This window comes from Halorubrum sp. CGM5_25_10-8B, assembly GCF_005435095.1.
GTDB classification, from domain to species: Archaea; Halobacteriota; Halobacteria; order Halobacteriales; family Haloferacaceae; genus Halorubrum; species Halorubrum ezzemoulense.
This window is the reverse complement of sequence record NZ_SGTY01000006.1, coordinates 187,480-206,831: the sequence shown is the minus strand read 5'-3', so window position 1 is coordinate 206,831 and position 19,352 is coordinate 187,480. Positions and strand designations below refer to the sequence as shown.

General features: G+C 70.3%; 21 protein-coding genes. 12 read left to right on the top strand and 9 right to left on the bottom strand.

Annotation, left to right across the window (positions count from 1 at the left end):
* Window positions 1-35 precede the first annotated feature (35 nt).
* The 3 genes from EXE51_RS07790 to EXE51_RS07780 form a co-directional block, all read right to left on the bottom strand.
* Window positions 36-1,427: a M28 family peptidase gene (locus EXE51_RS07790; RefSeq protein ID WP_137692366.1), complete on the bottom strand. Its 1,392-nt coding sequence runs from the start codon at window positions 1,425-1,427 to the stop codon at window positions 36-38.
* Window positions 1,428-1,506: 79 nt separating this feature from the next.
* Entirely contained in the window at window positions 1,507-2,214 is a 708-nt protein-coding gene (locus tag EXE51_RS07785) for a DUF2270 domain-containing protein (protein ID WP_049930541.1), read from the bottom strand.
* Between the two features lie 43 nt (window positions 2,215-2,257).
* Complete coding sequence (locus EXE51_RS07780; protein ID WP_049930543.1) at window positions 2,258-2,593, bottom strand: hypothetical protein; 336 nt, start codon at window positions 2,591-2,593, stop codon at window positions 2,258-2,260.
* 104 nt (window positions 2,594-2,697) lie between these two features.
* On the opposite strand from EXE51_RS07780, the gene EXE51_RS07775 reads away from it, so the two are divergent.
* Together EXE51_RS07775 and EXE51_RS07770 are read left to right on the top strand one after the other, a co-directional pair.
* Window positions 2,698-4,599 carry an ATP-binding protein gene (locus EXE51_RS07775; protein ID WP_086215541.1) on the top strand — a complete coding sequence of 634 codons (1,902 nt, stop codon included), beginning with the start codon at window positions 2,698-2,700 and terminating at the stop codon, window positions 4,597-4,599.
* A 138-nt stretch (window positions 4,600-4,737) separates the two neighbouring features.
* Window positions 4,738-5,190, top strand: coding sequence for a universal stress protein (locus tag EXE51_RS07770; RefSeq protein ID WP_049930546.1), 453 nt, complete (start codon window positions 4,738-4,740; stop codon window positions 5,188-5,190).
* Window positions 5,191-5,217: 27 nt separating this feature from the next.
* Here EXE51_RS07770 and EXE51_RS07765 read toward each other — a convergent pair whose 3' ends face one another.
* From EXE51_RS07765 to EXE51_RS07745, 5 genes are all read right to left on the bottom strand, one after another.
* A complete protein-coding gene (locus EXE51_RS07765; protein WP_049930547.1) occupies window positions 5,218-5,505 on the bottom strand; it encodes a hypothetical protein in 288 nt (95 codons plus the stop codon).
* A gap of 155 nt (window positions 5,506-5,660) precedes the next feature.
* Window positions 5,661-6,137 (bottom strand): 50S ribosomal protein L11, encoded by a 477-nt coding sequence (locus tag EXE51_RS07760; protein ID WP_049930549.1) that lies wholly within the window; start codon window positions 6,135-6,137, stop codon window positions 5,661-5,663.
* Between the two features lie 132 nt (window positions 6,138-6,269).
* Window positions 6,270-7,643, bottom strand: a complete 1,374-nt coding sequence (locus tag EXE51_RS07755; protein ID WP_137692365.1) for an MFS transporter — start codon at window positions 7,641-7,643, stop codon at window positions 6,270-6,272.
* The gene (locus EXE51_RS07750; protein WP_049930552.1) at window positions 7,640-8,362 is read right to left on the bottom strand and encodes a TetR/AcrR family transcriptional regulator; all 723 of its coding nucleotides are present in this window, start codon (window positions 8,360-8,362) and stop codon (window positions 7,640-7,642) included. The genes EXE51_RS07755 and EXE51_RS07750 overlap by 4 nt, the downstream gene beginning before the upstream one ends.
* Before the next feature lie 172 nt (window positions 8,363-8,534).
* On the bottom strand, window positions 8,535-8,729 hold the full coding sequence (locus EXE51_RS07745; RefSeq protein WP_004596869.1) for a cold-shock protein: 195 nt from the start codon (window positions 8,727-8,729) through the stop codon (window positions 8,535-8,537).
* 244 nt (window positions 8,730-8,973) lie between these two features.
* Between EXE51_RS07745 and sdhC the strand changes: the two genes are divergently transcribed.
* From sdhC to EXE51_RS07715, 6 genes are all read left to right on the top strand, one after another.
* Complete coding sequence (gene sdhC / locus EXE51_RS07740) at window positions 8,974-9,399, top strand: succinate dehydrogenase, cytochrome b556 subunit (protein ID WP_049930554.1); 426 nt, start codon at window positions 8,974-8,976, stop codon at window positions 9,397-9,399.
* 1 nt (window position 9,400) lies between these two features.
* The gene (locus EXE51_RS07735) at window positions 9,401-9,772 is read left to right on the top strand and encodes a succinate dehydrogenase hydrophobic membrane anchor subunit (protein WP_049930555.1); all 372 of its coding nucleotides are present in this window, start codon (window positions 9,401-9,403) and stop codon (window positions 9,770-9,772) included.
* A 7-nt stretch (window positions 9,773-9,779) separates the two neighbouring features.
* Window positions 9,780-10,670 carry a succinate dehydrogenase/fumarate reductase iron-sulfur subunit gene (locus tag EXE51_RS07730; RefSeq protein ID WP_089308217.1) on the top strand — a complete coding sequence of 297 codons (891 nt, stop codon included), beginning with the start codon at window positions 9,780-9,782 and terminating at the stop codon, window positions 10,668-10,670.
* A 53-nt stretch (window positions 10,671-10,723) separates the two neighbouring features.
* Entirely contained in the window at window positions 10,724-12,553 is a 1,830-nt protein-coding gene (locus EXE51_RS07725) for an FAD-binding protein (RefSeq protein ID WP_049930559.1), read from the top strand.
* Between the two features lie 327 nt (window positions 12,554-12,880).
* Window positions 12,881-13,108, top strand: coding sequence for a helix-turn-helix domain-containing protein (locus EXE51_RS07720; RefSeq protein ID WP_086215536.1), 228 nt, complete (start codon window positions 12,881-12,883; stop codon window positions 13,106-13,108).
* Window positions 13,109-13,219: 111 nt separating this feature from the next.
* The gene (locus EXE51_RS07715; protein ID WP_049930561.1) at window positions 13,220-13,855 is read left to right on the top strand and encodes a uracil-DNA glycosylase family protein; all 636 of its coding nucleotides are present in this window, start codon (window positions 13,220-13,222) and stop codon (window positions 13,853-13,855) included.
* 27 nt (window positions 13,856-13,882) lie between these two features.
* Here EXE51_RS07715 and EXE51_RS07710 read toward each other — a convergent pair whose 3' ends face one another.
* Window positions 13,883-15,058 (bottom strand): NAD-binding protein, encoded by a 1,176-nt coding sequence (locus EXE51_RS07710; protein ID WP_049930564.1) that lies wholly within the window; start codon window positions 15,056-15,058, stop codon window positions 13,883-13,885.
* A gap of 121 nt (window positions 15,059-15,179) precedes the next feature.
* On the opposite strand from EXE51_RS07710, the gene EXE51_RS07705 reads away from it, so the two are divergent.
* From EXE51_RS07705 to EXE51_RS07690, 4 genes are read left to right on the top strand one after another with little or no spacing between them, the layout of a single operon-like run.
* Window positions 15,180-16,445: a potassium channel family protein gene (locus EXE51_RS07705; protein WP_137692364.1), complete on the top strand. Its 1,266-nt coding sequence runs from the start codon at window positions 15,180-15,182 to the stop codon at window positions 16,443-16,445.
* Window positions 16,442-17,785 carry a potassium transporter TrkA gene (locus tag EXE51_RS07700; RefSeq protein WP_137692363.1) on the top strand — a complete coding sequence of 448 codons (1,344 nt, stop codon included), beginning with the start codon at window positions 16,442-16,444 and terminating at the stop codon, window positions 17,783-17,785. The genes EXE51_RS07705 and EXE51_RS07700 overlap by 4 nt, the downstream gene beginning before the upstream one ends.
* Before the next feature lie 22 nt (window positions 17,786-17,807).
* A complete protein-coding gene (locus tag EXE51_RS07695; protein ID WP_049930569.1) occupies window positions 17,808-18,092 on the top strand; it encodes a ubiquitin-like small modifier protein 1 in 285 nt (94 codons plus the stop codon).
* Window positions 18,093-18,131: 39 nt separating this feature from the next.
* Complete coding sequence (locus tag EXE51_RS07690) at window positions 18,132-19,247, top strand: deoxyhypusine synthase (protein ID WP_137692362.1); 1,116 nt, start codon at window positions 18,132-18,134, stop codon at window positions 19,245-19,247.
* Window positions 19,248-19,352 lie beyond the last annotated feature (105 nt).

The window sequence follows — 19,352 nt, the reverse complement described above, 5'->3', positions numbered from 1 at the left end:
GCCTCTGCCGGGTGTCTTTCGTCGACCTCCCGGGCTTACCCGTCGTAGGGCCACCGCCCGCCCGTCTTCAGCTCCTCGACGTACCCCTCGTCGATGGCGTCGCGGATCGACTCCCGCGATCGGTGGTCCGCCCCCACGTCACCCGTCGCGAACCGGTAGACGGCCGCGGTCACGAGCGTCGCCACCTCGCGGAGGTCGCGGGAGTCGAGCTTGTCGATGGTGTCGGCGTGAGTGTGGCCCCAGCCGCGCCCTGACTGGTCGCTCGTCGTCGACGCCATCACGGCCGGGATTCCCTCCTGAACGAACGCCCACTGGTCGCCGTGGGGCGAGATCGTCTCGCCGGTCGTCAGGGGGGCATCGAACGCGTCCGCGACCGCCTCGAACGGCTCGCGCATCCCGTCGAACCCGTTCGTCCCCACGCGGAGGTTCCGCGAGCTACACGCGCCGTCGAGGTTCACCACGCAGGCGATATCCTCCTTCGGGGTCGTCTCCGCCGAGTGGTATGCCCCCCACAGCCCGATCTCCTCCGAGCCGAAGGTGACGAGGCGCACCCGCGTGTCGAGGTCGCCCTCGACCGTCGCGAGCAGGCGACCGACCTCCGCGACGAGCGCCGACCCCGCGCCGTTGTCGTTGGCGCCGTCGCTCACGTCGTGGGCGTCGACGTGGGCGGTGAGGTACACCGCCTCCTCGGTGTCCGGGCCGACCTCCGCGACCGCGTTCACCGAGGTCGTCGGCTCGTTGCGGCAGTCGACGTCGAGCGAGACGGTCGGGCGGTCGGCTCCCGAGCCGCGGCCGCCTCCGCCGTCGCCGTCCGCGGCCGTCTCGGCGAGCCGCGAGAGCCGGTCGCCGACCTCCTTCGAGACGCCGACGGCGGGGATCGGCCCCGGTCGGTTGTGGTACCCGATCTCGCCGGTAGGCGGGAGCGCCCCCTCGATGTGGTTCCGGAAGACGAACCCGACCGCGCCGCGTTCCGCCGCCGCGACGTACTTCTCCATCCGGTGGATCCACCGGTCGTGGCTCTCCGGCGTGCGAGAGGAGGCCATCGCGACCGCGCCGTCCAGCGCCTCGCCCGCGGCCGCGAACTCCTCGTCGGTGCCGTCGCCGACGTCGACGAGGGGGGCCGTCACCTCGCCGCTCGGGGTCCCGGGCAGCGCGATCACCTCGTGGGAGTTCCCGTGGTGTCGCTCCACCGCGCCCGACACCGACAGCGAGGAGTCGCCGCGCCACCAGCCGGGGATCTCGAACTCGTCGAGCCCGGCGTTCCGCAGGCCGGCCGCCTCGAACGCCTCGACGACGCGCTCCGCGCCGCGCCGCTCGCCGGCCGAACCGGCCATTCGATTCCCGATGTCGGTCAGGTCCGTGAGGAGGCTCCACCCGAAGTCGCTCGTCCGCGCGTCGCCCACGACGCGGTCCGGTAGCTCGGTCATACGGTTCGGTAGTGCCCCGAGCGAAAAGGGGTTGCGGGAGTCGCGGATCGCCTCGTCTGGCTTCGCGAGGCCGTCTGGTTCACTTCCACTCCTCGGCGTCCTCGGCGGCCTGCATCTCTCCTTTAGCTCGTCTCGGCGCCCGCCGAACCGTCAGCGCGATCACGACGACGTAGAACCCGCCGACGAGCGCGAGCACGAGCGCGCCGGGGATCGGCCCAACCGACGCCGTCGCGACGACGCCGTTTCCGGCGGCGGTGAACACCGTGAGCCGCACGACCCACGCGGCGACGAGGACGGAGACGAGCGGCGCGTACACCCGTCGGAGACGCCGCGAGACCGCCTCGACGGCCGGCATCTTGATCGTCGGCTCGCGGAGGTCCTCGCTCAGCAGCGCCCGCCAGTTCGACTGCTCGACGCCCTCCGGATCGAGGGCGTTCGCGAACACGTTCTCCTCCAGCAGCCGGACGCGGGACCGCCACACGTCGAAGGTGCGGTACCGACGCGTCTCGATGCCGAGGAAGACGCTGAGCATGACGAGCCCGATGAGCAGCACGTAGTGCGGCCGCGACGCGCTCGAGAAGGTCCACGTGAGCAGAGACGCGGTCACCACGACCGCCCAGTTGGTCGTGCGGTCGATGCGGGTCCGCCACGAGCTCGTCCGTCCGAGCTCGCCGCGGTATGCGTGGCCCATCAGCGAGAGGAAATCGGACCGGTCGCCGGCGGCCTCGGCGGCGACCTCGCGCTCCTCCCGAGACTCGGGGTCGAAGTCCTCCGACGGTTCGGACATACCGACCCGTACCGAGGCGGGGCAGGTAAAAGCGAGGCGAGACTCAGGCGGGGTCCGCCGCGGTCACCTCGATGTCGACGTCATCGGGGTCGACGCCGATCCGCGCGAACTGCGTCCGGACGTGGTCGCGGGCCGCCTCGACCGCCTGGTCGCGCGTGTCGAACCCGCGGGGCATCGGCTCCTCGAAGGCGACGCGGATCTCCTCGCCGTCGACGACGAGCGGGGAGCCGCCGCTCTCGACCTCGTAGAAGGAGTCGCACACCCACACGTACGGCGCGTCCTCGTCGGGCGCGCCCTTGTACGCCGGCGGCTCTTCGCCGCGCTCGAACACCGTACCGGTGAGGTCCGTCCCGCCTCCGCTGCCGCGAACGAGTATCATGGCACGGGTACGGGGTCGAGCGGGATAAGGGCGCCGCGGGAGGGGTTCCCGTGCGTCCCGGTGGGAGGGCAAACGCTTTCGGCCCGGCGGCCGGTGGATACGCCATGACGCTGGAGGATTTCACCGAGTTCACCGGAGACGGTGACGGCGACGGCGGCGCGCCGAGCGAGGCCGACGGCGGAGGCGACTCCACGGCCGACGGCGGGGTTGCCTCGGCGGCCGACGGCGGGAGTGCGGCCGATGCGGGGGGTGATTCGGCGACCGAAGCCGGGACCGCTGACGCGCGCGGCGACGCGGAAGACGAGGCGTTCGCCGCCTACGACGCGACGCCGGCCGGCAGCGACGCGGGGCTCGGCGTCGTGTCGGTCTCTCAGGGGCTCCGCGTGGCCGAGGAGGAAGACGAGACGTCGCTGAAGGCGTTCGTCACGACCGGCAACCGCGAGTCGGTGCGGCTCGGAAAGTACCTCCTGATCCCGTACCCGGACGGCGAGCGGCTGTTCTGTCGGATCACGGGACTGGAGTACGCGCAGGAGTTCCAGTCCGACGACGCGACCGAGATCCACGCCCGCCGGCAGATGCGCCGCGACGAGTTCGCCGAGCGCGACTACAAGTTCGTCGCCGACCTGGAGCCGATGTCCGTCGTCTACGGCGAGGGCGAGGGGATGAAACGCCGGATGACGGACCGCGTGCCGAAGCCGGGCGCGGTCGTCGAGGAGGCCGACGACGACGCCGAGATCAAGACGGGGCTGAAGATCCCCGACGACGGCGTCTTCCTCGGCCACCTCTCCGTCGGGGGCGAGAAGGTCCGCACCGCGGCGGAGCCCCCGACGGTCGACTACCGCGTCAAGGACGACTACGGCGACGGCGACCCGCTCGCGTTCCGGCACACGCTCGTCGCCGGCGGCACCGGTTCCGGGAAGACCCACGCCTCGAAGAACGTCCTCCGCCAGTACCTCGACTCCGACCGAACCTACCCGATGGGCGACGGCCGCGAATCGCGAATGGCAGTCGTCCAGTTCGACCCGCAGGACGAGTACGCGCAGATGCACGACGACAACCCCGACCTCGACGACGCGTTCGCGCGCCGACTGGAACGCGAGGGGATCGCCCACGGGGGCCACGACGACACCGTCGCCCTCGTGCCCCGCGTCGCGAACGCGACGTACCCCGGCGAGGGGCACCGCGCCGAGCGCGTCGAGTTCACGATCCCCTTCTCGCTGGCGAAGGACATGCCGTGGCTGGTCGCCGGCTCCGGGCTCAACGACAACCAGTACCCCGCGCTGTTGACCCTCATCAACCGGTTCTTCGACAACTACGGCGACGCGGGCACCTACAGCGAGTTCCTCTCGTACCTCGACGACCCGGCGCTCAAAGAGGAGCTCCACGAGAGCGGTCGGATCCACGAGGCGACGTTCGACGCGGTCAAACGGCGGGTCCGCGGGGTCCCGAGCGGGATCTTCGATCAGGACGCGAAGCCGATCACGGAGCTGGACCACACCCTCGTGCGCCCCGGCGGGCTCTCGGTCGTCCCAACCTACCACCTGCCGACCTCCCGGCAGAAGGAGATCGTCGTCCTCGCGGTCGCGGGGCTACTCGTCGACGACAAGCTCTCGAACGACCCGGAGAGCGACCGGATCAAGGAGACGCCGCTCCTCGTCGGGATGGACGAGGCGCACAACTTCCTCGCCGACGCCGACAACGTCCAGGCCCAGAAGGTGGTCCAGAAGTTCACGGAGGCCGCGAAGCAGGGCCGAAAGGAGCGGCTGGGCCTGTTCCTGATCACGCAGGACCCCCAGGACGTGGCCGAGTCGGTGTTCAAGCAGGTGAACACGAAGATCGTCTTGAACCTCGGCGACGAGGACGCGATCTCCAGCGTCAACATCCCGTCGAACCTCGCCGGCAAGGTGCCGTACATGGAGAAGGGGCAGATGGTCGTCTACTCGCCGGACAACTCCGAGCCCGTCGAGCTGATCGGCCTCTCGGAGTGCGTGACGCGGCACGACTGAGACGAGCGCCGCGCGGCCGGCGAGCGCTCCGCGACCGACTGCCCCGCCGCCCGGTCCCGGCCTACGGCCTCGCGGTGAATTGTCGCCGACTCGAACTCATCGCCGCCCTTTTTGTCCGGAGCAGTCGAACCGCCGCGTATGAGCAAGCGCATCCTCGTCGCGGTGGACGGGTCGGAAGAGGCGGCCGAGGCGCTGCGGTTCGCGGCCGACGAGTGGCCGGACGCCGACCTCACGGCCCTTCACGTGATCAACCCCGCCGACTCGGCGACGGGCGCCGACGGCGGGTTCCCGGGCGCGTCCGACCAGTGGTACGAGAGCGCCAAGCAGCGCGGCGAACGGGTCCTCGCCGAAGTGTCGGAGATAGTCGACCGGGATGTCGAGACGCGGCTGGAGGTCGGCCGCCCGACGAAGACGATCCTCGGCGTCGCGGGCGGCGAGAAGCCGGTCGGCGAAGACGGCGAGGACGGCGAGCCGTTCGACCACCTCGTGCTGGCGAGCCGGGGCCGGACCGGCCTCTCGCGGGTCCTCCTCGGCAGCGTCGCTGAGGGCGTGGTGCGCCGCGCCGAGGTGCCCGTCACGGTCGTCCGCTGAGCGCGCTCCGCTGACGAGGCGGTCCGGCTACCCCTCGGCGCGCTCGGCCGCGACCACCTCGCCGACCATCGACCACCCCTCCTCGTCGGGTCCGGAGCGGCCGAGCAGGATGTCCTCGTAGTCCTCGGAGCTGATCAGGCGGAACTCGGCGTCGGCGTCGCCGTCGGTTCGGACGCCCTCGCCGCGGAACTCCCGCTGGAAGAACTCCGTCGACGAGAACTCGAAGACGCCGGTCTCGCCGGAGTCGAGTTCGAGCCGAACCGGTCGGGGCTGGACGTTGTGGATCCGCTTCGCGATCGGGTTGAGATCCGGCATACCGACGTGTCGGTCCGGTCCGCTCATAAGTGGCCGCCTCCGCGGACGGCCCGAACCCGGACGGTGCGGAGGGCACGCACCCCGATGACGCGGACCGCGGTGTAACGGGTCGGAATCAAAAGCGGCGCCGGAAAGCGGAGAGCCGGAAAAAAGCGTTACTCGTCGAGGACGTCGTCGTACTCGCCGGCGTCGACGCGGTCGTCGAACGTCCGGGCGTCCTCGCCCTCGATGGTGACGCCGAGGGAGGCGCAGGTGCCGCCGACCTCCTTGGCGGCGGCCTTCGTGTCGTACGCGAGCAGGTCGCTCGACTTCTGCTCTGCGACCTTCTTCACCTGTTCGATCGACATGTCGGCGACGAAGTTCTCCTGCGGCTCGCCGGAGCCGGTGTCGAAGCCGGCCTCGTCCTTGATGAGCTCCGCCGTGGGCGGCACGCCGACCTCGATGGTGAAGGAGCCGTCGTCGTCGTACTCGACGGTGACGGGCACCTCCATGCCGTCGAAGGCAGCGGTCTCGTCGTTGATCTCCTCGACGACGTCCTGAACGTCCACCGGCGTCGGTCCGAGCTCGGGACCGAGCGGCGGGCCGGGGTTGGCCTGCCCGCCGGGGACGAGCGCTTCGATAGTTCCAGCCATGTCCGTACGAACCCGACGCCGACTTTTAACGGTTGTTCTTTCGGGCAGGGGGCGATAGCGGTTCGCATACGGCGTCCCGACGCCCCGCCGGAAGGAGTTCCCGTCCCGCCGGTCGGGCGGCGACGAGCGCGGCTACGCGTCCGTCGCGACGGGGTCGTTCCCGCCGGCCTCGCCCGCGGCCTGCCCGGGCAGGAACGTCCCGGTCTCCCGTCGGACTCCGAAGAGGAGGACGACGCCGGCCAGCAGCGGGAGGACGGCGCAGGCGGCGTAGATCGGCGTGAAGCCGACCGCCTCGATGAGGGGGAGCGACACCATGGGGCCGAGCCCGCCCCCCACGTCGCCGAGGACGTTGTTCGTTCCCGAGGCGCGCCCCATGCGCTCGTCGGGGGTGAGGTCAGCGAGCAGCGCCATCATCGGGCCGCTCGTCCCGCCCTGTCCCGCGCCGATGAAAACGCAGGCGAGACCCAAGGAGAGGACCGAGCCGGCCCGCGCGAGCAGCAGGAACCCGACGAACGAGACGACGAGGAAGGTCAGGAGGATCGGCGTGCGGGAGTCGCGGGTGTCGGAGACGCGTCCGCCGACGAGCATGAAGAACGCCGCCGAGAGGACCGTTCCGGCCATGAACAGCCCGGAGGTGCCCTGCGGGGCGAGACCGAACAGCGAGATGTCGTTCGCGCCGAGGAACAAGACGAGCGTGGAGAACAGCGCGCCGATGTACGCGAACATCAGTCCGAAGTTGACCAGCCCGACCGTCAGCGCCGGGACAGCGGTGTCGATCTCCCACGGCCTGATCGAGTCGTCGGAGCGGTCGCCGGTGACGTGCGTCTCCGGGACGTACCGGTAGGCGACCGCGCTCGCGGTGAGCGCGAAGGCGGCGGCGACGGCGAAGGCGGCGACGTTGCCCGCGAGCGCGGAGACGACGCCGCCGAGGACGAGGCCGGCCGGGAACCCCATCGTGATCCCGCCGCGGACGATCCCCATGTTCGTCCCCCGGGAACCGCTGTCGGAGAGGTCGGCCGCGATGGTGTACGCCGTCGCGAACACCGCCGCGGAGCCGAGCCCCCAGAGGACCCGCGCGAGCAGGAACCACGTCTCGGGCGCGACGGCGACGCCGACCGGGGCGAACCACTGCTCGGGACCGACGACCAACGGGCCGACGGCGAACGCGGGGAGCGAGGCCGCGAGTGGACGGAGCGCCTCCGCGGGGGGCATCGCGAGCGCGACGACGTAGCCGAGCGTGGCGACCCCCTCGACGAACAGCCCGGCGACGAACGGCGTCCGGGTCCCGTACCGGTCGACGAGGGCGCCGGCGGGCGCGTTCGCGATGAGTCGAACCCACCGGTTCGCGGAGAGGATCGCGCCGACCATGAACGCGGAGATACCGAGGACTGCGCCGAGGTTGGGGAGGATCGGGAAGACGACGCCGCCGCCGAAGCCGACGAAGAACGTGCTCGCGATCACCGCGAGCAGCACCGGCGGCGGTCGCTCGAACCCGAAGCGGCTCATTCGCCGGGGTCCGTGGACCTGCCGGCCGCTCCGTCGTCGTCGACCGATTCGTCAGGGTCGGCGTCGCCCCGAAGCGCGTCGATCGACTCGTCGAGCGGCGGCAGTTCCATGCCCTCCGCGAGCAGCGGGCCGACGATCCGCCGGAGCGTCGCCTCTGCGACCTCGCGGGTGTAGCCGGCCGCGTCGTCGTCGCGCCCGGCGCCGGCGAGGGTGATCTGTCTGGTCCGGGCGCCGTCGAGGGTGGCCACGAGCAGCGCCGCCGTCTCCTCCGCGTCGACGTCGCGGAAGACGCCGGCATCGATCCCGTCCCCGAGGATGTCGGCGACGGTGCCCCGCAGCAGCCGGTCGCTGCGCGCCAGCTGCTCGCGGATCCGCTCGTTGAACGGTCCCTGCGTGCGCAATTCCAACAGGGCGATGTGGAACGCCTCGCGGTCGGCCTCGTCGGGCGCGAAGACGAACCACCCGACGAACTGGACCAGCCGCTCGACGGGCGGGTCGTCGGCGCGGGCCGCGATCCGCTCCTCCGAGTCGGTGACGACGTAGTCGAGGAAGGCGACGAGCAAGTCCTCCTTCGTGTCGTAGTGGTAGTGGAGCAGCGACTTGCTCTTCGAACACTCGTCGGCGATGTCCTGCATCGTCAGGTCGGCGTACCCGTGAGCGCGGAGGGCGCTGTACACCCCGTCCATGATCTCCTCCGCCGCGCTCGGCGCGTCGCTCATTGACTGACTAGTCAGTCAACGAGCGGTAAATCCCTATCGGTCGGGGTCGGATCGGGTGTTTCGCCGTCGGCGCCGACCGGGCCTACCGCCCGCGGTGGCCCGCGATCCGGAGCGGCCGCTCGAAGGGTGAAAGCGGTCGAAAAGCCGATTCGCCTCGGGTGTCGTCGCCGACTTACAGACGGGTGACGTTCGACGCGCGCGGACCCTTGTCCGCCTCCTCGATGTCGAACTCGACTTCCTGACCCTCTTCGAGGTCCGGACCGCCGACGTCCTCCATGTGGAAGAACACGTCCTCGTCCGCGTCGTCAGTCGAAATGAAACCGTAGCCGCCAGTGTCGTTGAAGAAATCGACTTCGCCTTTCGCCATTGCGACCGAAGAAGCGGGAGTGGAACATAAAAGGCTTCCGTGACGGTGCGGTCCCTGAAACCCGGTCTCACGGGCCGGTCCGACCGCGTCGCGCCGCCGCGAGCCGGCTCTCGCGGAGCGTTCAAAAATCCGCCATTTCGGGTCGTTGCGTCCGTTTCGCGGGCGTTCGTCGCTCGCCGAGATCCGGGAGCGAGCCCCGCCGTGTTAGTAACTACTATACGACCCCGGTTCAGAACCGTTAGGTATGAGTCAGTCGTACAATCGAGGCCTCATCGAGGACTTCGGCCGTTGGCGGGAGTTCGAGGCGGGGATGTGGGCGTGGATCTTCCACAAGTTCACCGGATGGGTGCTCATCGGGTACCTGTTCACGCACATCGCCGTGTTGAGTACGGGGATTCCGGCGGCCGGCGCCAGCGAAGCCGCGATCGCCGCGGGCAACGACGTGTACACGCAGACGATCGTCTCGCTGGAGGGGCTGCTGCTCGTCCGCATCCTGGAGGTCGGCCTGCTGGCGGTCGCCGTCTTCCACATGCTCAACGGCACCCGGCTCCTCCTCACCGACCTCGGCATCGGGTTGGACGCACAGGACAAGAGCTTCTACGCGTCGCTGGTCCTCACCGGAGCGATCACCGTCGCGTCCGTGCCGACGTTCATCGCGGGGGCGTTCTGAGATGGCCGAGCGCTACTCCTCGTTCCAGTCGGGCGGCCGGATGTGGCTGCTCCAGCGGATCACGGCGGTGTTCCTGCTGGTCGTGTTGGCGTTCCACTTCTTCCTGCTCCACTTCGTCCACCACGCCGACGAGGTGTCGTTCCTCGCCAGCTCCGGCCGGATGGAGCAGCTGAGCTACTACTCGCTGATGATCCTCTTCCTCGTGACAGCGACGTTCCACGGGGTCAACGGCGTCTACAACGCGCTGGTCAACCAGGGGCTCACCGGCACGAAACGCACAGTGATCAAGTGGACGCTCGTCGCCGCGAGCGTCGTGCTGATCGCGCAGGGAATCCGCACCGCGAACGCGTGGGCGGGCATCGGACTCTACTGAACCGACAATGAGCACGCAAATTCCGAAGCAGACCGAGGAATCGACCGAGGCCGAAACCGAGACGGAGCCGGCCTCGAAGGGCGAGGAGCGCCGCGCCGAGAAGCGGCGCCGCGCGGCCGAGCGCCGCCAGCAGCGACAGGAGGAGGAAGCAGAAAAGGCGGCCGCCGACGAGAGCACGGTCGAGCTGAAGGTGTTCCGCTACGACCCGCAGGTCGAGGGGAAACAGGAGCCGCGGTTCGACACCTTCCACGTCCCGTTCACGAAGGGGATGACCGTCCTCGACGCGCTGATGTACGCGCGAGACACGTACGACTCCTCGCTCACGTTCCGCCACTCCTGCCGGCAGGCGGTGTGCGGCTCCGACGCGATGTTCGTCAACGGCGGCCAGAAGCTTGCCTGTAAGACGCAGATATCGGACCTCGAGGAGCCGGTCCGCGTCGAGCCGCTCCCCCACGCCGAGGTGACGAAGGACCTCGTCGTCGACATGGAGCACTTCTACGAGCAGATGGAGGCCGTCGAGCCGTACTTCCAGACGGACGAGTACCCGGACGGCGAGCTCGAAGAGCAGCGCCAGGACCGGGAGAACCGCGAGAAGATCAAGATGTCCACGCGCTGTATCTGGTGTGGCGCGTGTATGTCCTCGTGTAACGTCGCCGCGGGGGACAACGAGTACCTCGGGCCGGCCGCGATCAACAAGGCGTACCGGTTCGCGATGGACGAGCGCGAGGGCGAGGAGATGAAACAGAAGCGCTTAGAGATCATCGAGCAGGAGCACGGTGTCTGGCGGTGTCAGACGCAGTTCTCCTGTACGGAGGTGTGCCCGAAGGACATCCCCCTCACCGAGCACATCCAGGAGCTGAAGCGCGAGGCGGTCAAAAACAACCTGAAGTTCTGGTAATCCCGACAGACAGTATCAAGGGACTTCGGAACTTACGAAATTACATACCAACAATGCACGAACACGATGTCGTCGTCGTCGGGGCCGGCGGGGCGGGACTCCGGGCGGCGATCGCGGCACAGGAAGCGGGCGCGGACGTGGCGATGGTGTCGAAGCTCCATCCCGTCCGGTCGCACACGGGCGCGGCAGAGGGCGGGATCAACGCGGCGCTGCGCGACGCCGACTCCTGGCAGGACCACGCGTACGACACGATGAAGGGGTCCGACTACCTCGGCGACGCGCCCGCGGTCGAGGCGCTCTGTCAGGAGAGCCCCGAGGAGGTCATCCGCCTCGAACACTGGGGGATGCCGTTCTCCCGCGAGGACGACGGGCGCGTCTCGCAGCGACCGTTCGGCGGCCTGTCCTTCCCGCGCACGACGTACGCGGGCGCCGAGACCGGCCACCAGATGCTCCACACGATGTACGAGCAGGTGGTCAAACGTGGGATCACGGTGTACGACGAGTGGCACGTGATGGACCTGGCCGTCACCGACGAGGACGATCCCGCGGAGCGGACCTGCCACGGTGTCGTCGCGTACGACATCCAGAGCGGCGAGATAAGCGGCTTCCGCGCCGAGAACGGCGTTATCCTCGCGACCGGCGGGATGGGGCAGGTGTTCGACCACACCACTAACGCGGTGGCGAACACCGGCGACGGCGTCGCGATGGCGTACCGAGCCGGCGTCCCGATGGAGGATATGGAGTTCATCCAGTTCCACCCGACGACGCTGCCGTCGACCGGCGTCCTCATCTCCGAGGGCGTCCGCGGCGAGGGGGGAATCCTCTACAACAGCGAGGGCGAGCGGTTCATGTTCGAACACGGCTACGCGAACAACGACGGCGAGCTCGCCTCCCGCGACGTCGTCTCCCGCGCCGAGCTGACCGAGGTCAACGAGGGGCGCGGCATCGAGGACGAGTACGTTCACCTCGACATGCGCCACCTCGGCGAGGAGCGCATCCTCGACCGCCTGGAGAACATCCTCCACCTCGCGGAGGACTTCGAGGGCGCCGACGGGCTCACGGAGCCGATGCCGGTCAAGCCCGGTCAGCACTACGCGATGGGCGGCATCGAGACGAACGAGTTCGGCGAGACCGTCATCGACGGGCTGTACGCCGCCGGCGAGTGCGCCTGCGCCTCCGTCCACGGGGCGAACCGCCTCGGCGGTAACGCGCTGCCGGAGCTCATCGTCTTCGGCAAGCGCGCCGGCCGCCACGCCGCCGGCGAGGAGATGGGTGAGGCCGAGATCGAGACCGGCCGCTCGGGCGACTGGCAGCCCGCCGACTACGAGTTCGGTGTTGAGGTCGGCGAGACGAGCGGTTCGGGCACGGCCGCGGCCGACGGCGGCGCCGTGGCGACCGACGCCGAGAGCGTCCTCGGCGGCGCCGTCGACCGAGCGCAGGAGCGCGTCGACGAACTGCTCTCGCGGAAGGGCCGCAACCACGCCGAGATCCGCTCCGCCGTTCAGGAAACGATGACGGACAACGTCAACGTGTTCCGCGAGGAAGGGCGGCTTGAGGAGACGTTAGCCGACCTCCGCGAGGCCCGCGAGGCGTACAAGGACGTCGCGGTGTCGGACCCGTCCCGGACGTTCAACACCGACCTCATCCACACGATCGAGACGCGGAACATCTTGGACCTCGCGGAGGCGCTGACGATGGGCGCGCTCGCTCGCGAGGAGTTCCGGGGCGCCCACTGGCGCAAGGAGCACCAGGAGCGCAAAGACGAGGACTGGCTGAAGCACACGCTCGTCTCGTGGAACGACGGCGAGCCGGAACTGTGGTACAAGCCGGTCGTCCTCGAGGGCGAGAACAAGACGTACGAGCCGAAGAGCCGGTCGTACTGAACCGCCCGGGACGCTCGGTCGCCCGCGGCGGCGCGTCGCGGCTCCGACCTCTTGGGCCGGAGCTCGCCCGGTCCGGTCGCGGCCCCCGATCCGTCCGGCGGCGGCCCCGGATCGTTTCGCCCGATCGATCCGGATCGTTCACGGTTCCTTATCCGTCGACGGTCGAAACCGAGCGTCGATACGCGTCGATTCGCCGTTCGTCGATTGACGTTATCGGTCCGATTTGAGAGAAAAATGGCTTCAGGGCCGTTCTCAGACCGATTCACGCTGTTTCGACGAACGTTGAATAGGGGGTTTATTATCGTCGAACCCGTCATATCGGACAAGATGATCGAGACGGAGACCGCGTCCGCGGCGGCCCCCGCGCTGCCCCGGGAGCTCCAGTCGCCCCGCGCCAAGCTCGTGTACCTGTACCTGACCACGAACGGCGACGCCACGGTGTCCGAGATGGGCGAGTCGCTCGGGATGAAGAAGCTCTCCCTGTACAGCATCCTGAAGACCCTCCGCAGCGAGGGACTCGTCGACTGCGACGGCGACCGGTACGTCCCGAACTGAACGGGCCGCGCCACCGCCGCACGCTGCTTTTCACGCTCGTTCCGCACCGCCTCGTCCTCGTACGGCCCTCCCCGGCGGAGCGTTTAGGGACGCGGAGCCCACAGAGCAACCGTGGACGCGAATCAGACGGATTTCGAGAACCCGTTCGCGATGGACGCCGACTGCGAGAACTGCGCCGAGCTGTGCGGCGCTCGCGACCGCGTCGTTCACGGCTACGGCGACGTCGGCGCGGAGTTCCTCGTCGTCGGGACCGGCCCCACGGAGGCCGCCGAGCGCAACGGCGTCCCCTTCACCGGCGCGGGCGGCGGCGAACGCGTCCAGTCGATCTTCGCCGACCTCGGGTTCGTCCGGTCGGCGCCGGACGCCGCGGAACCGGACGTACAAAACCTCTTCTTCACGAACCTCACGCGGTGTCGCCACCCCGACCGCGAGCCGACGGACCGGGAGGTCGACACCTGCGAGCCCTTCCTCAACGCGGAGATCCGGATGATAAACCCCCAGATCATCGTGCCGGTCGGCGACCGACCGCTCCGCGAGCTGGCGGTCGAGTACACGACTCGCCGGCCCGACTCGTTCGATGTTGACGCGGAACACGCGACGACGATTCGCGGACGCGGGTTCGAGCTCGTGCCGATGAAAGAGCCGAGCGAGATGAGCGACGCCGAGGCGGACGCCTTCTGCGACCACATGCGCGAGAACGTCCTGAGCCGGGACTACCGGCAGACGAAGGGCCGACAGAGCCGCTGAGCGGTCGCGACCTCTCCTGAGCGTCGCTCAGTCGTCGAGGTCGATGTCCTCGATGATTCCCTCCGTCGCGTCCTTGCTGTCCGCGCCGAACGCGCAGTCGACGATGATGTGCCCGCCGAGCGTCGTCGGCGAGATCACCTGGTCGGCGCCGGCGCGCCGGAGCTTGTCCACGTTCTCCCGCTGCGTCACCGCCGCGACGATGCGCACGTCGGGATTGAGCTGGCGGGCGGTGAGGATGGCCAGCGCGTCGTGCGCGTCGTCTTCGGTGGCGGCGACGACCGCCCGGGCCCCGTCGAGGTTCACGTGTTCGAGCGGGTCGACGTCGCTGGGATCCGCGGTGTACACCGGGATGTCGCGGTCAGCGAGCCGCCTCGCGGCGGCCTCGTCCGGCGTCACCACGGCGTACTCGACGCCGTCGCGGGCGTCGAGCTCTTCGAGTATCGGTTCCGTCAGGTCCCCGTAGCCGAGCACGAGGACGTGGTCGTCGAGGAGGTCGATCTGTCTGTCGGTCATCTTTCCGAGCGCCTTGGAGAGCTGCGCCTCGATGGCGGGCGTGAGGAGGACCCCGAGCGCCACCGCGAAGGCGGCGACGTTCACCACGAGCGAGGAGAGCGCGAACAGCTGCGCGATGTCGGAGGCGGGACCGGTCGCGGGGTGGACGTCGCCGTACCCCACCGTCGAGGCGGTGACGACGGTGAAGTAGAAGGCGTCGACGATCGTCTCGATGCCCTCGAACTGGTCTCTGAGGGCGTACGACCCGAGCGTCCCGTACGCGACCGCCCCCACGAGCGCCGCGCCCGCGGCCAACTGCGTCGGGGAGGGCCTGAAGTCCCGGTCGAACCGCCCCCGGTTGACCACGAGCGTCGGCACGGAGAGGAGCGACAGCGCCACGAGCGGGAACGACAGGACGGAGGCCTGCATCAGCCCCTGAAGTGCCGTCAGCGGCAGCAACACGGCCGTGGTGTACCACCCGATCCGGTAGCCGTTCCGGAGCGCGAACCCGCTCCCGAACATCGCGAAGCCGGTTATCGTCCCGGTGAACCCGACCGTCTGGCGGACGACCGGGAGCACGTACGGGGCGAGCGGCCCGTCGACGCCGAGCCCCCCGATCTGGGCCAGCCCGGCGAGGATCGACAGCACCGCGACCGCGAACGTCAGGAGGATCGACGCCCGAACGGTCACCCAGTCCCGGGTCAGCTCCATGTTCCCGGGTCGCCGAGACCGAACTTAAACCCCGCGAGGCCGCCGCGGAATCGATCCGACGGGCGCTCCGCGCGTCGCTCGCGCCGGTACTGGTTTAACCGCGCCGCGGATTGGACGCCGTATGTCGCTGCCCGTCGAGATCGTCTTCGGCGTCTACCTCGGCGTGATCACCGGGATCGTTCCCGCGCTGGTGGCCGGGACCCTCGGGTTCGTGTTCAAGTACGTCACCGACGTGACGATCCCCGGGCTCGGAGTGGTCGTGCTGTCGCTCGCGATCGCCGGCGTCAACGGCGGCCTGCTCGCGCTCAACGACGAGACGATTCGGTCGTCGGAGCGCGCGCCAGCGATCCTCACGGCGATCGTCGTGGTGTTGATGATCTCGCTGTACGCCCACGCGCAGGGGGACCGCCTCGGCGCCAGCGCCCCCAAGCGGATCTCGCTCAAGCAGCTCCGCGACCGCACGCTCTCGACGGACGTGATCGAGCTCGTCGGCGGCCGCGGGCGCGTCTCCGTCGAGGTCGCCGGCGAGGTGACCGACATCGAGGGGTACCCGCCGCTGCCGGCTGACACGCGCGCCGCGATCCTCGACGGCGACTGGACGTTTCCGGCCGACCTCCCGCTCGCGGAGCTGGAAGACCGGTTCGCGGAGCGGCTCCGCACCGAGTTCGACCTGGCCGACGTGTCGGTCCGGATCGATGAACAGGCGCGCGCGACGGTGTCGGCCGCCCCGCCGACCGGCGCGCTCTCGAAGCGGGTGCCCGCCGGGAAGCGCGCGGTGTCGGTGTCGGCGCTCGTGCCGACCGGGATCGCCCGCGGCGACGTCGTTCGCGTGATAACGCCGGACATCGACGTCGAGGGCGCCGTCATCGCCGCGCAGTCGAGCGGGAAGCCGGAGCTGGGCGCCGGGGCGGCGTCGACTGTGGTTCCCCCCGCGGGCGACGACGCGGATTCGGAGGACTTCCGAACCGACGGCGGGGAGACGGACGCTCCCTCGCCCCCGGCGGCGACCGCGCCCACGACGACCGGGGGTGAGGGGCGGGTGACGCTCGCCGTCAACCGCTCCGAGGCGACGGATCTCCTCCGCGCCGACCGCGGGCGCGTGCTGGTGCTGTCGCGGGGCACCCGCCGCGAGTACGAGCTCACGGCCCTGCTCCGGCGGACGGGGAAGCGGTTCCGCAAGGTCACCGTCGCCGCCGGCGGACCGTTGGACGGGCACACCATCGGCGAGGCCGAGGTCCGCGAAGCCTACGACGTGGCCGTCCTCGCGGCCCGTCACGGCTCGTGGCGCGTCGCGCCCGACGGGACGCAGCCGCTGTCGGCGGGCGACGACCTGTTCGTCGTGGGGAGCCGCGACGCGCTTGACCGGTTTGCGGAGGTGGCCGCGTGAGCCCCGCGCTCGGTGCGGTCGCCGCCGTCGGCGTCTCCCTCGCCGCCGCTGATGTCCCCCTCGCCGCCGTCGAGGTCGGATTCGCGCGGCCGCGACAGGCGGTCGTCACGCTCGTCACGTTCGCGGTGGTCGCCGCCCTCCTGACCGGGGGCGCGGCGCTCTCCTACCGCTGGTACTTCCGAACGGCGATCCCCGAAGGGGTGACCGGGCTGCTGGGCGTCGCGGTCGTCGCGCTGTACCTCAACACGACCTCGCTGGGGTCGGTCGCGATCGGCGATAATCCGACCCTGTTGGCGCCCGAGAGCGTGTTCTTCAACCTCGTCTCGCTCGGCGTCGCAGTGGTGATGGCGCCCGTCGGCCGATACGCGGGCGACAGGCTCGCGGTCGACGTGTTCGCGCTCTCCGGCGCCAAGCAGCTCGACGGCGAACTCAGCGGGGTCGTGCGCGCTGTCGGGCGGTTCACGGCGGTGACGCTCCCACCGGCCGACGAGATCGGTGACATGGAGACGTACGACCCCGTCTCCCCGGAGAAGAAGGACGAGATCGCCGAGAAGACGCTGCTCTTCCCCCGGAAGCTCTCTCCGGAGTCGCTCCGCGAACGGCTCGTCACCCGGCTCAAAGACGAGTACGGCGTCGGCTACGTCGACGTCGACCTCGACGCGGACGGGTCGGTCGAGTACTTCGCGGTCGGCTCCCGCGCCGCCGGGCTCGGCCCGACGCTCGCGCCGGAGTCGGCGGCGGTGGCGGTGGCGGCCGACCCGCCGAACAACGCCACCGCCGGGGACACGGTCCAGCTGTGGCGCGACGACCCGGAGCCGGAGCGCGTCACGACCGGCGAACTGCGGGGCGTCGCCGGCGACGCGGTCACCGTCGCGCTCGACGAGTCGGACGCCGAACGCCTGACCGACCAAGGCGGCTATCGGCTCGTGACGCTCCCCGCCGAGCCGCGGGCGGATCGCGAGTTCGCCTCGCTGCTGCGGAGCGCGGACGAGACGATGGCCTCGGCCACGGTCGCGGCCGGGAGCGACCTCGACGGGAGCACCGTCGGCGAGGTCGGCGCCGTCGTCGCCGCGGTCCGACCGGCGGCGGGGTCCGTCCAGCCGATCCCGCCGCACGACTACGCGTTCGGCGCTGGCGACCTGGCGTACCTCGTCGGGCGTCCGGACGCGATCCGGTCGTTCGAGGCGGCCGCGTCGACCGCGGGGAGCGCCCAGACGGCGGCGTCGGCCGCGGAGGCCGCAGGCGCCGCCCAGTCCGCCGCGACCGGGGACGGCGACGCGGCGGGGGTCGAAGACGACGGCGACGCCGCCGTCGACTCCGACGGGACGCAACGCTCTTGAGCCGCCCGCGCGGGGATCTGCTATGGAGTGGAAGCTGTTCGCCGACCTCGCGGAGATCGCGGGCGACCGCGCGGTGACCGTCGACGCGGAGCCGGGCGACACGGTCGGCGACGCGCTCGACGCGCTGTTGGACGCGCACCCCGACCTCCGGGACCGCGTGATCGAGGACGGGAGCGTCGCAGACCACATCAACGTCCTCCGGAACGGGCGGAGCGTCCGCCACGACGACGGGCTCGACGCGACGCTGGAGGCGGGCGACGAACTGGCGCTGTTCCCGCCGGTGAGCGGTGGGGCCGCCGACCGATAGATCGGTCGTTTCAAACGCGCGCCGACCCCAGTCGGAGCCATGACCGACAGCGACGGGGACTCCCGAGACGACGCCGCGGACGCCGGTGGCGAGGATCACGGCGGTGAAGGCGATCACGCCGACGGTGACGGCACCGGCGGCGAGCCGAACCGCGAGGAGTTCCACGAGGACCCGGTCGGCCACACGCGCGCGACGGCGGGGATGACGGTGAGCGAACTCGTCGACGGCTACGGCGACGCGGGGATCGGGGCGGCGTCCGTCAACGAGGCGGGCGACGTGCTCGCCGATATGCTCGCGAACGACGACTGTACCGTGTTCCTCTCGCTCGCCGGCGCGATGGTGCCCGCCGGGATGCGCCGGGTCGTCGCCGACCTCATCCGCGACGGCTACGTCGACGCGCTGGTGACGACCGGGGCGAACCTCACCCACGACGCCATCGAGGCCATCGGCGGGAAGCACCACCACGGGCGCACCCACGACCCGGAGAAGAGCCTCCGCGAACACGACGAGGGGCTCCGTGACGAGGGGGTCGACCGCATCTACAACGTCTACCTCCCGCAGGAGCACTTCGCCGAGTTCGAGGGGCACCTCCGCGAGGAGGTGTTCCCCGCGCTGGAGGCCGACCCCGACGCTGACGGGACCGACGCGGTCTCCATCGCCGACCTCACGCGCGAGCTCGGCCGCGCCAACGCCGAAGTCAACGACCGCGACGACGTGCCCGAAGGGCCGGGGGTCGCGGCCGCCGCCTACGAGTCGGACGTGCCGATATACTGTCCGGCGGTCCAGGACTCCGTGCTGGGGCTTCAGGCGTGGATGTACGCCCAGACCGCGGACTTCACGCTCGACGCGCTCGCCGACATGACCGAGCTGACCGACCTCGCGTTCGAGGCCGACGACGCCGGCTGCCTGCTCGTCGGCGGCGGCGTGCCGAAGAACTTCACGCTCCAGACGATGCTCGTCACGCCGCGGGCGTACGACTACGCCGTCCAGATCACGATGGACCCCGAGGCGACCGGGGGGCTCTCCGGCGCGACGCTCGAGGAGGCGCGCTCGTGGGGGAAGCTGGAGAAGGACGCGCGCAACGCCTCCGTCCACGGCGACGCGACCGTGATGCTCCCGATGCTCGTCGCCGCCGCCCGCGACCGCGTGGAGTAGGGTCGCGTCGCCGGTCGCCGGCGAGCGAGCAGGCGATCTCGGCCACGAGCGAGGCCGGACGCCGCACGCGATACGGGGAGAGATATATGCGTGAAGACACCGATA

Bases quoted from the DNA above. Each gene is read 5' to 3' on its own strand.
- EXE51_RS07735 (WP_049930555.1), top strand. From the start codon at position 9,401: ATGGCCGAGCGCTACTCCTCGTTCCAGTCGGGCGGCCGGATGTGGCTG.
- EXE51_RS07725 (WP_049930559.1), top strand. From the start codon at position 10,724: ATGCACGAACACGATGTCGTCGTCGTCGGGGCCGGCGGGGCGGGACTC.
- EXE51_RS07775 (WP_086215541.1), top strand. From the start codon at position 2,698: ATGACGCTGGAGGATTTCACCGAGTTCACCGGAGACGGTGACGGCGAC.
- EXE51_RS07720 (WP_086215536.1), top strand. From the start codon at position 12,881: ATGATCGAGACGGAGACCGCGTCCGCGGCGGCCCCCGCGCTGCCCCGG.
- EXE51_RS07750 (WP_049930552.1), bottom strand. From the start codon at position 8,362: ATGAGCGACGCGCCGAGCGCGGCGGAGGAGATCATGGACGGGGTGTAC.
- EXE51_RS07755 (WP_137692365.1), bottom strand. From the start codon at position 7,643: ATGAGCCGCTTCGGGTTCGAGCGACCGCCGCCGGTGCTGCTCGCGGTG.
- EXE51_RS07790 (WP_137692366.1), bottom strand. From the start codon at position 1,427: ATGACCGAGCTACCGGACCGCGTCGTGGGCGACGCGCGGACGAGCGAC.
- EXE51_RS07705 (WP_137692364.1), top strand. From the start codon at position 15,180: ATGTCGCTGCCCGTCGAGATCGTCTTCGGCGTCTACCTCGGCGTGATC.
- EXE51_RS07710 (WP_049930564.1), bottom strand. From the start codon at position 15,058: ATGGAGCTGACCCGGGACTGGGTGACCGTTCGGGCGTCGATCCTCCTG.
- sdhC (WP_049930554.1), top strand. From the start codon at position 8,974: ATGAGTCAGTCGTACAATCGAGGCCTCATCGAGGACTTCGGCCGTTGG.
- EXE51_RS07780 (WP_049930543.1), bottom strand. From the start codon at position 2,593: ATGATACTCGTTCGCGGCAGCGGAGGCGGGACGGACCTCACCGGTACG.
- EXE51_RS07690 (WP_137692362.1), top strand. From the start codon at position 18,132: ATGACCGACAGCGACGGGGACTCCCGAGACGACGCCGCGGACGCCGGT.
- EXE51_RS07760 (WP_049930549.1), bottom strand. From the start codon at position 6,137: ATGGCTGGAACTATCGAAGCGCTCGTCCCCGGCGGGCAGGCCAACCCC.
- EXE51_RS07770 (WP_049930546.1), top strand. From the start codon at position 4,738: ATGAGCAAGCGCATCCTCGTCGCGGTGGACGGGTCGGAAGAGGCGGCC.
- EXE51_RS07745 (WP_004596869.1), bottom strand. From the start codon at position 8,729: ATGGCGAAAGGCGAAGTCGATTTCTTCAACGACACTGGCGGCTACGGT.
- EXE51_RS07765 (WP_049930547.1), bottom strand. From the start codon at position 5,505: ATGCCGGATCTCAACCCGATCGCGAAGCGGATCCACAACGTCCAGCCC.
- EXE51_RS07695 (WP_049930569.1), top strand. From the start codon at position 17,808: ATGGAGTGGAAGCTGTTCGCCGACCTCGCGGAGATCGCGGGCGACCGC.
- EXE51_RS07785 (WP_049930541.1), bottom strand. From the start codon at position 2,214: ATGTCCGAACCGTCGGAGGACTTCGACCCCGAGTCTCGGGAGGAGCGC.
- EXE51_RS07730 (WP_089308217.1), top strand. From the start codon at position 9,780: ATGAGCACGCAAATTCCGAAGCAGACCGAGGAATCGACCGAGGCCGAA.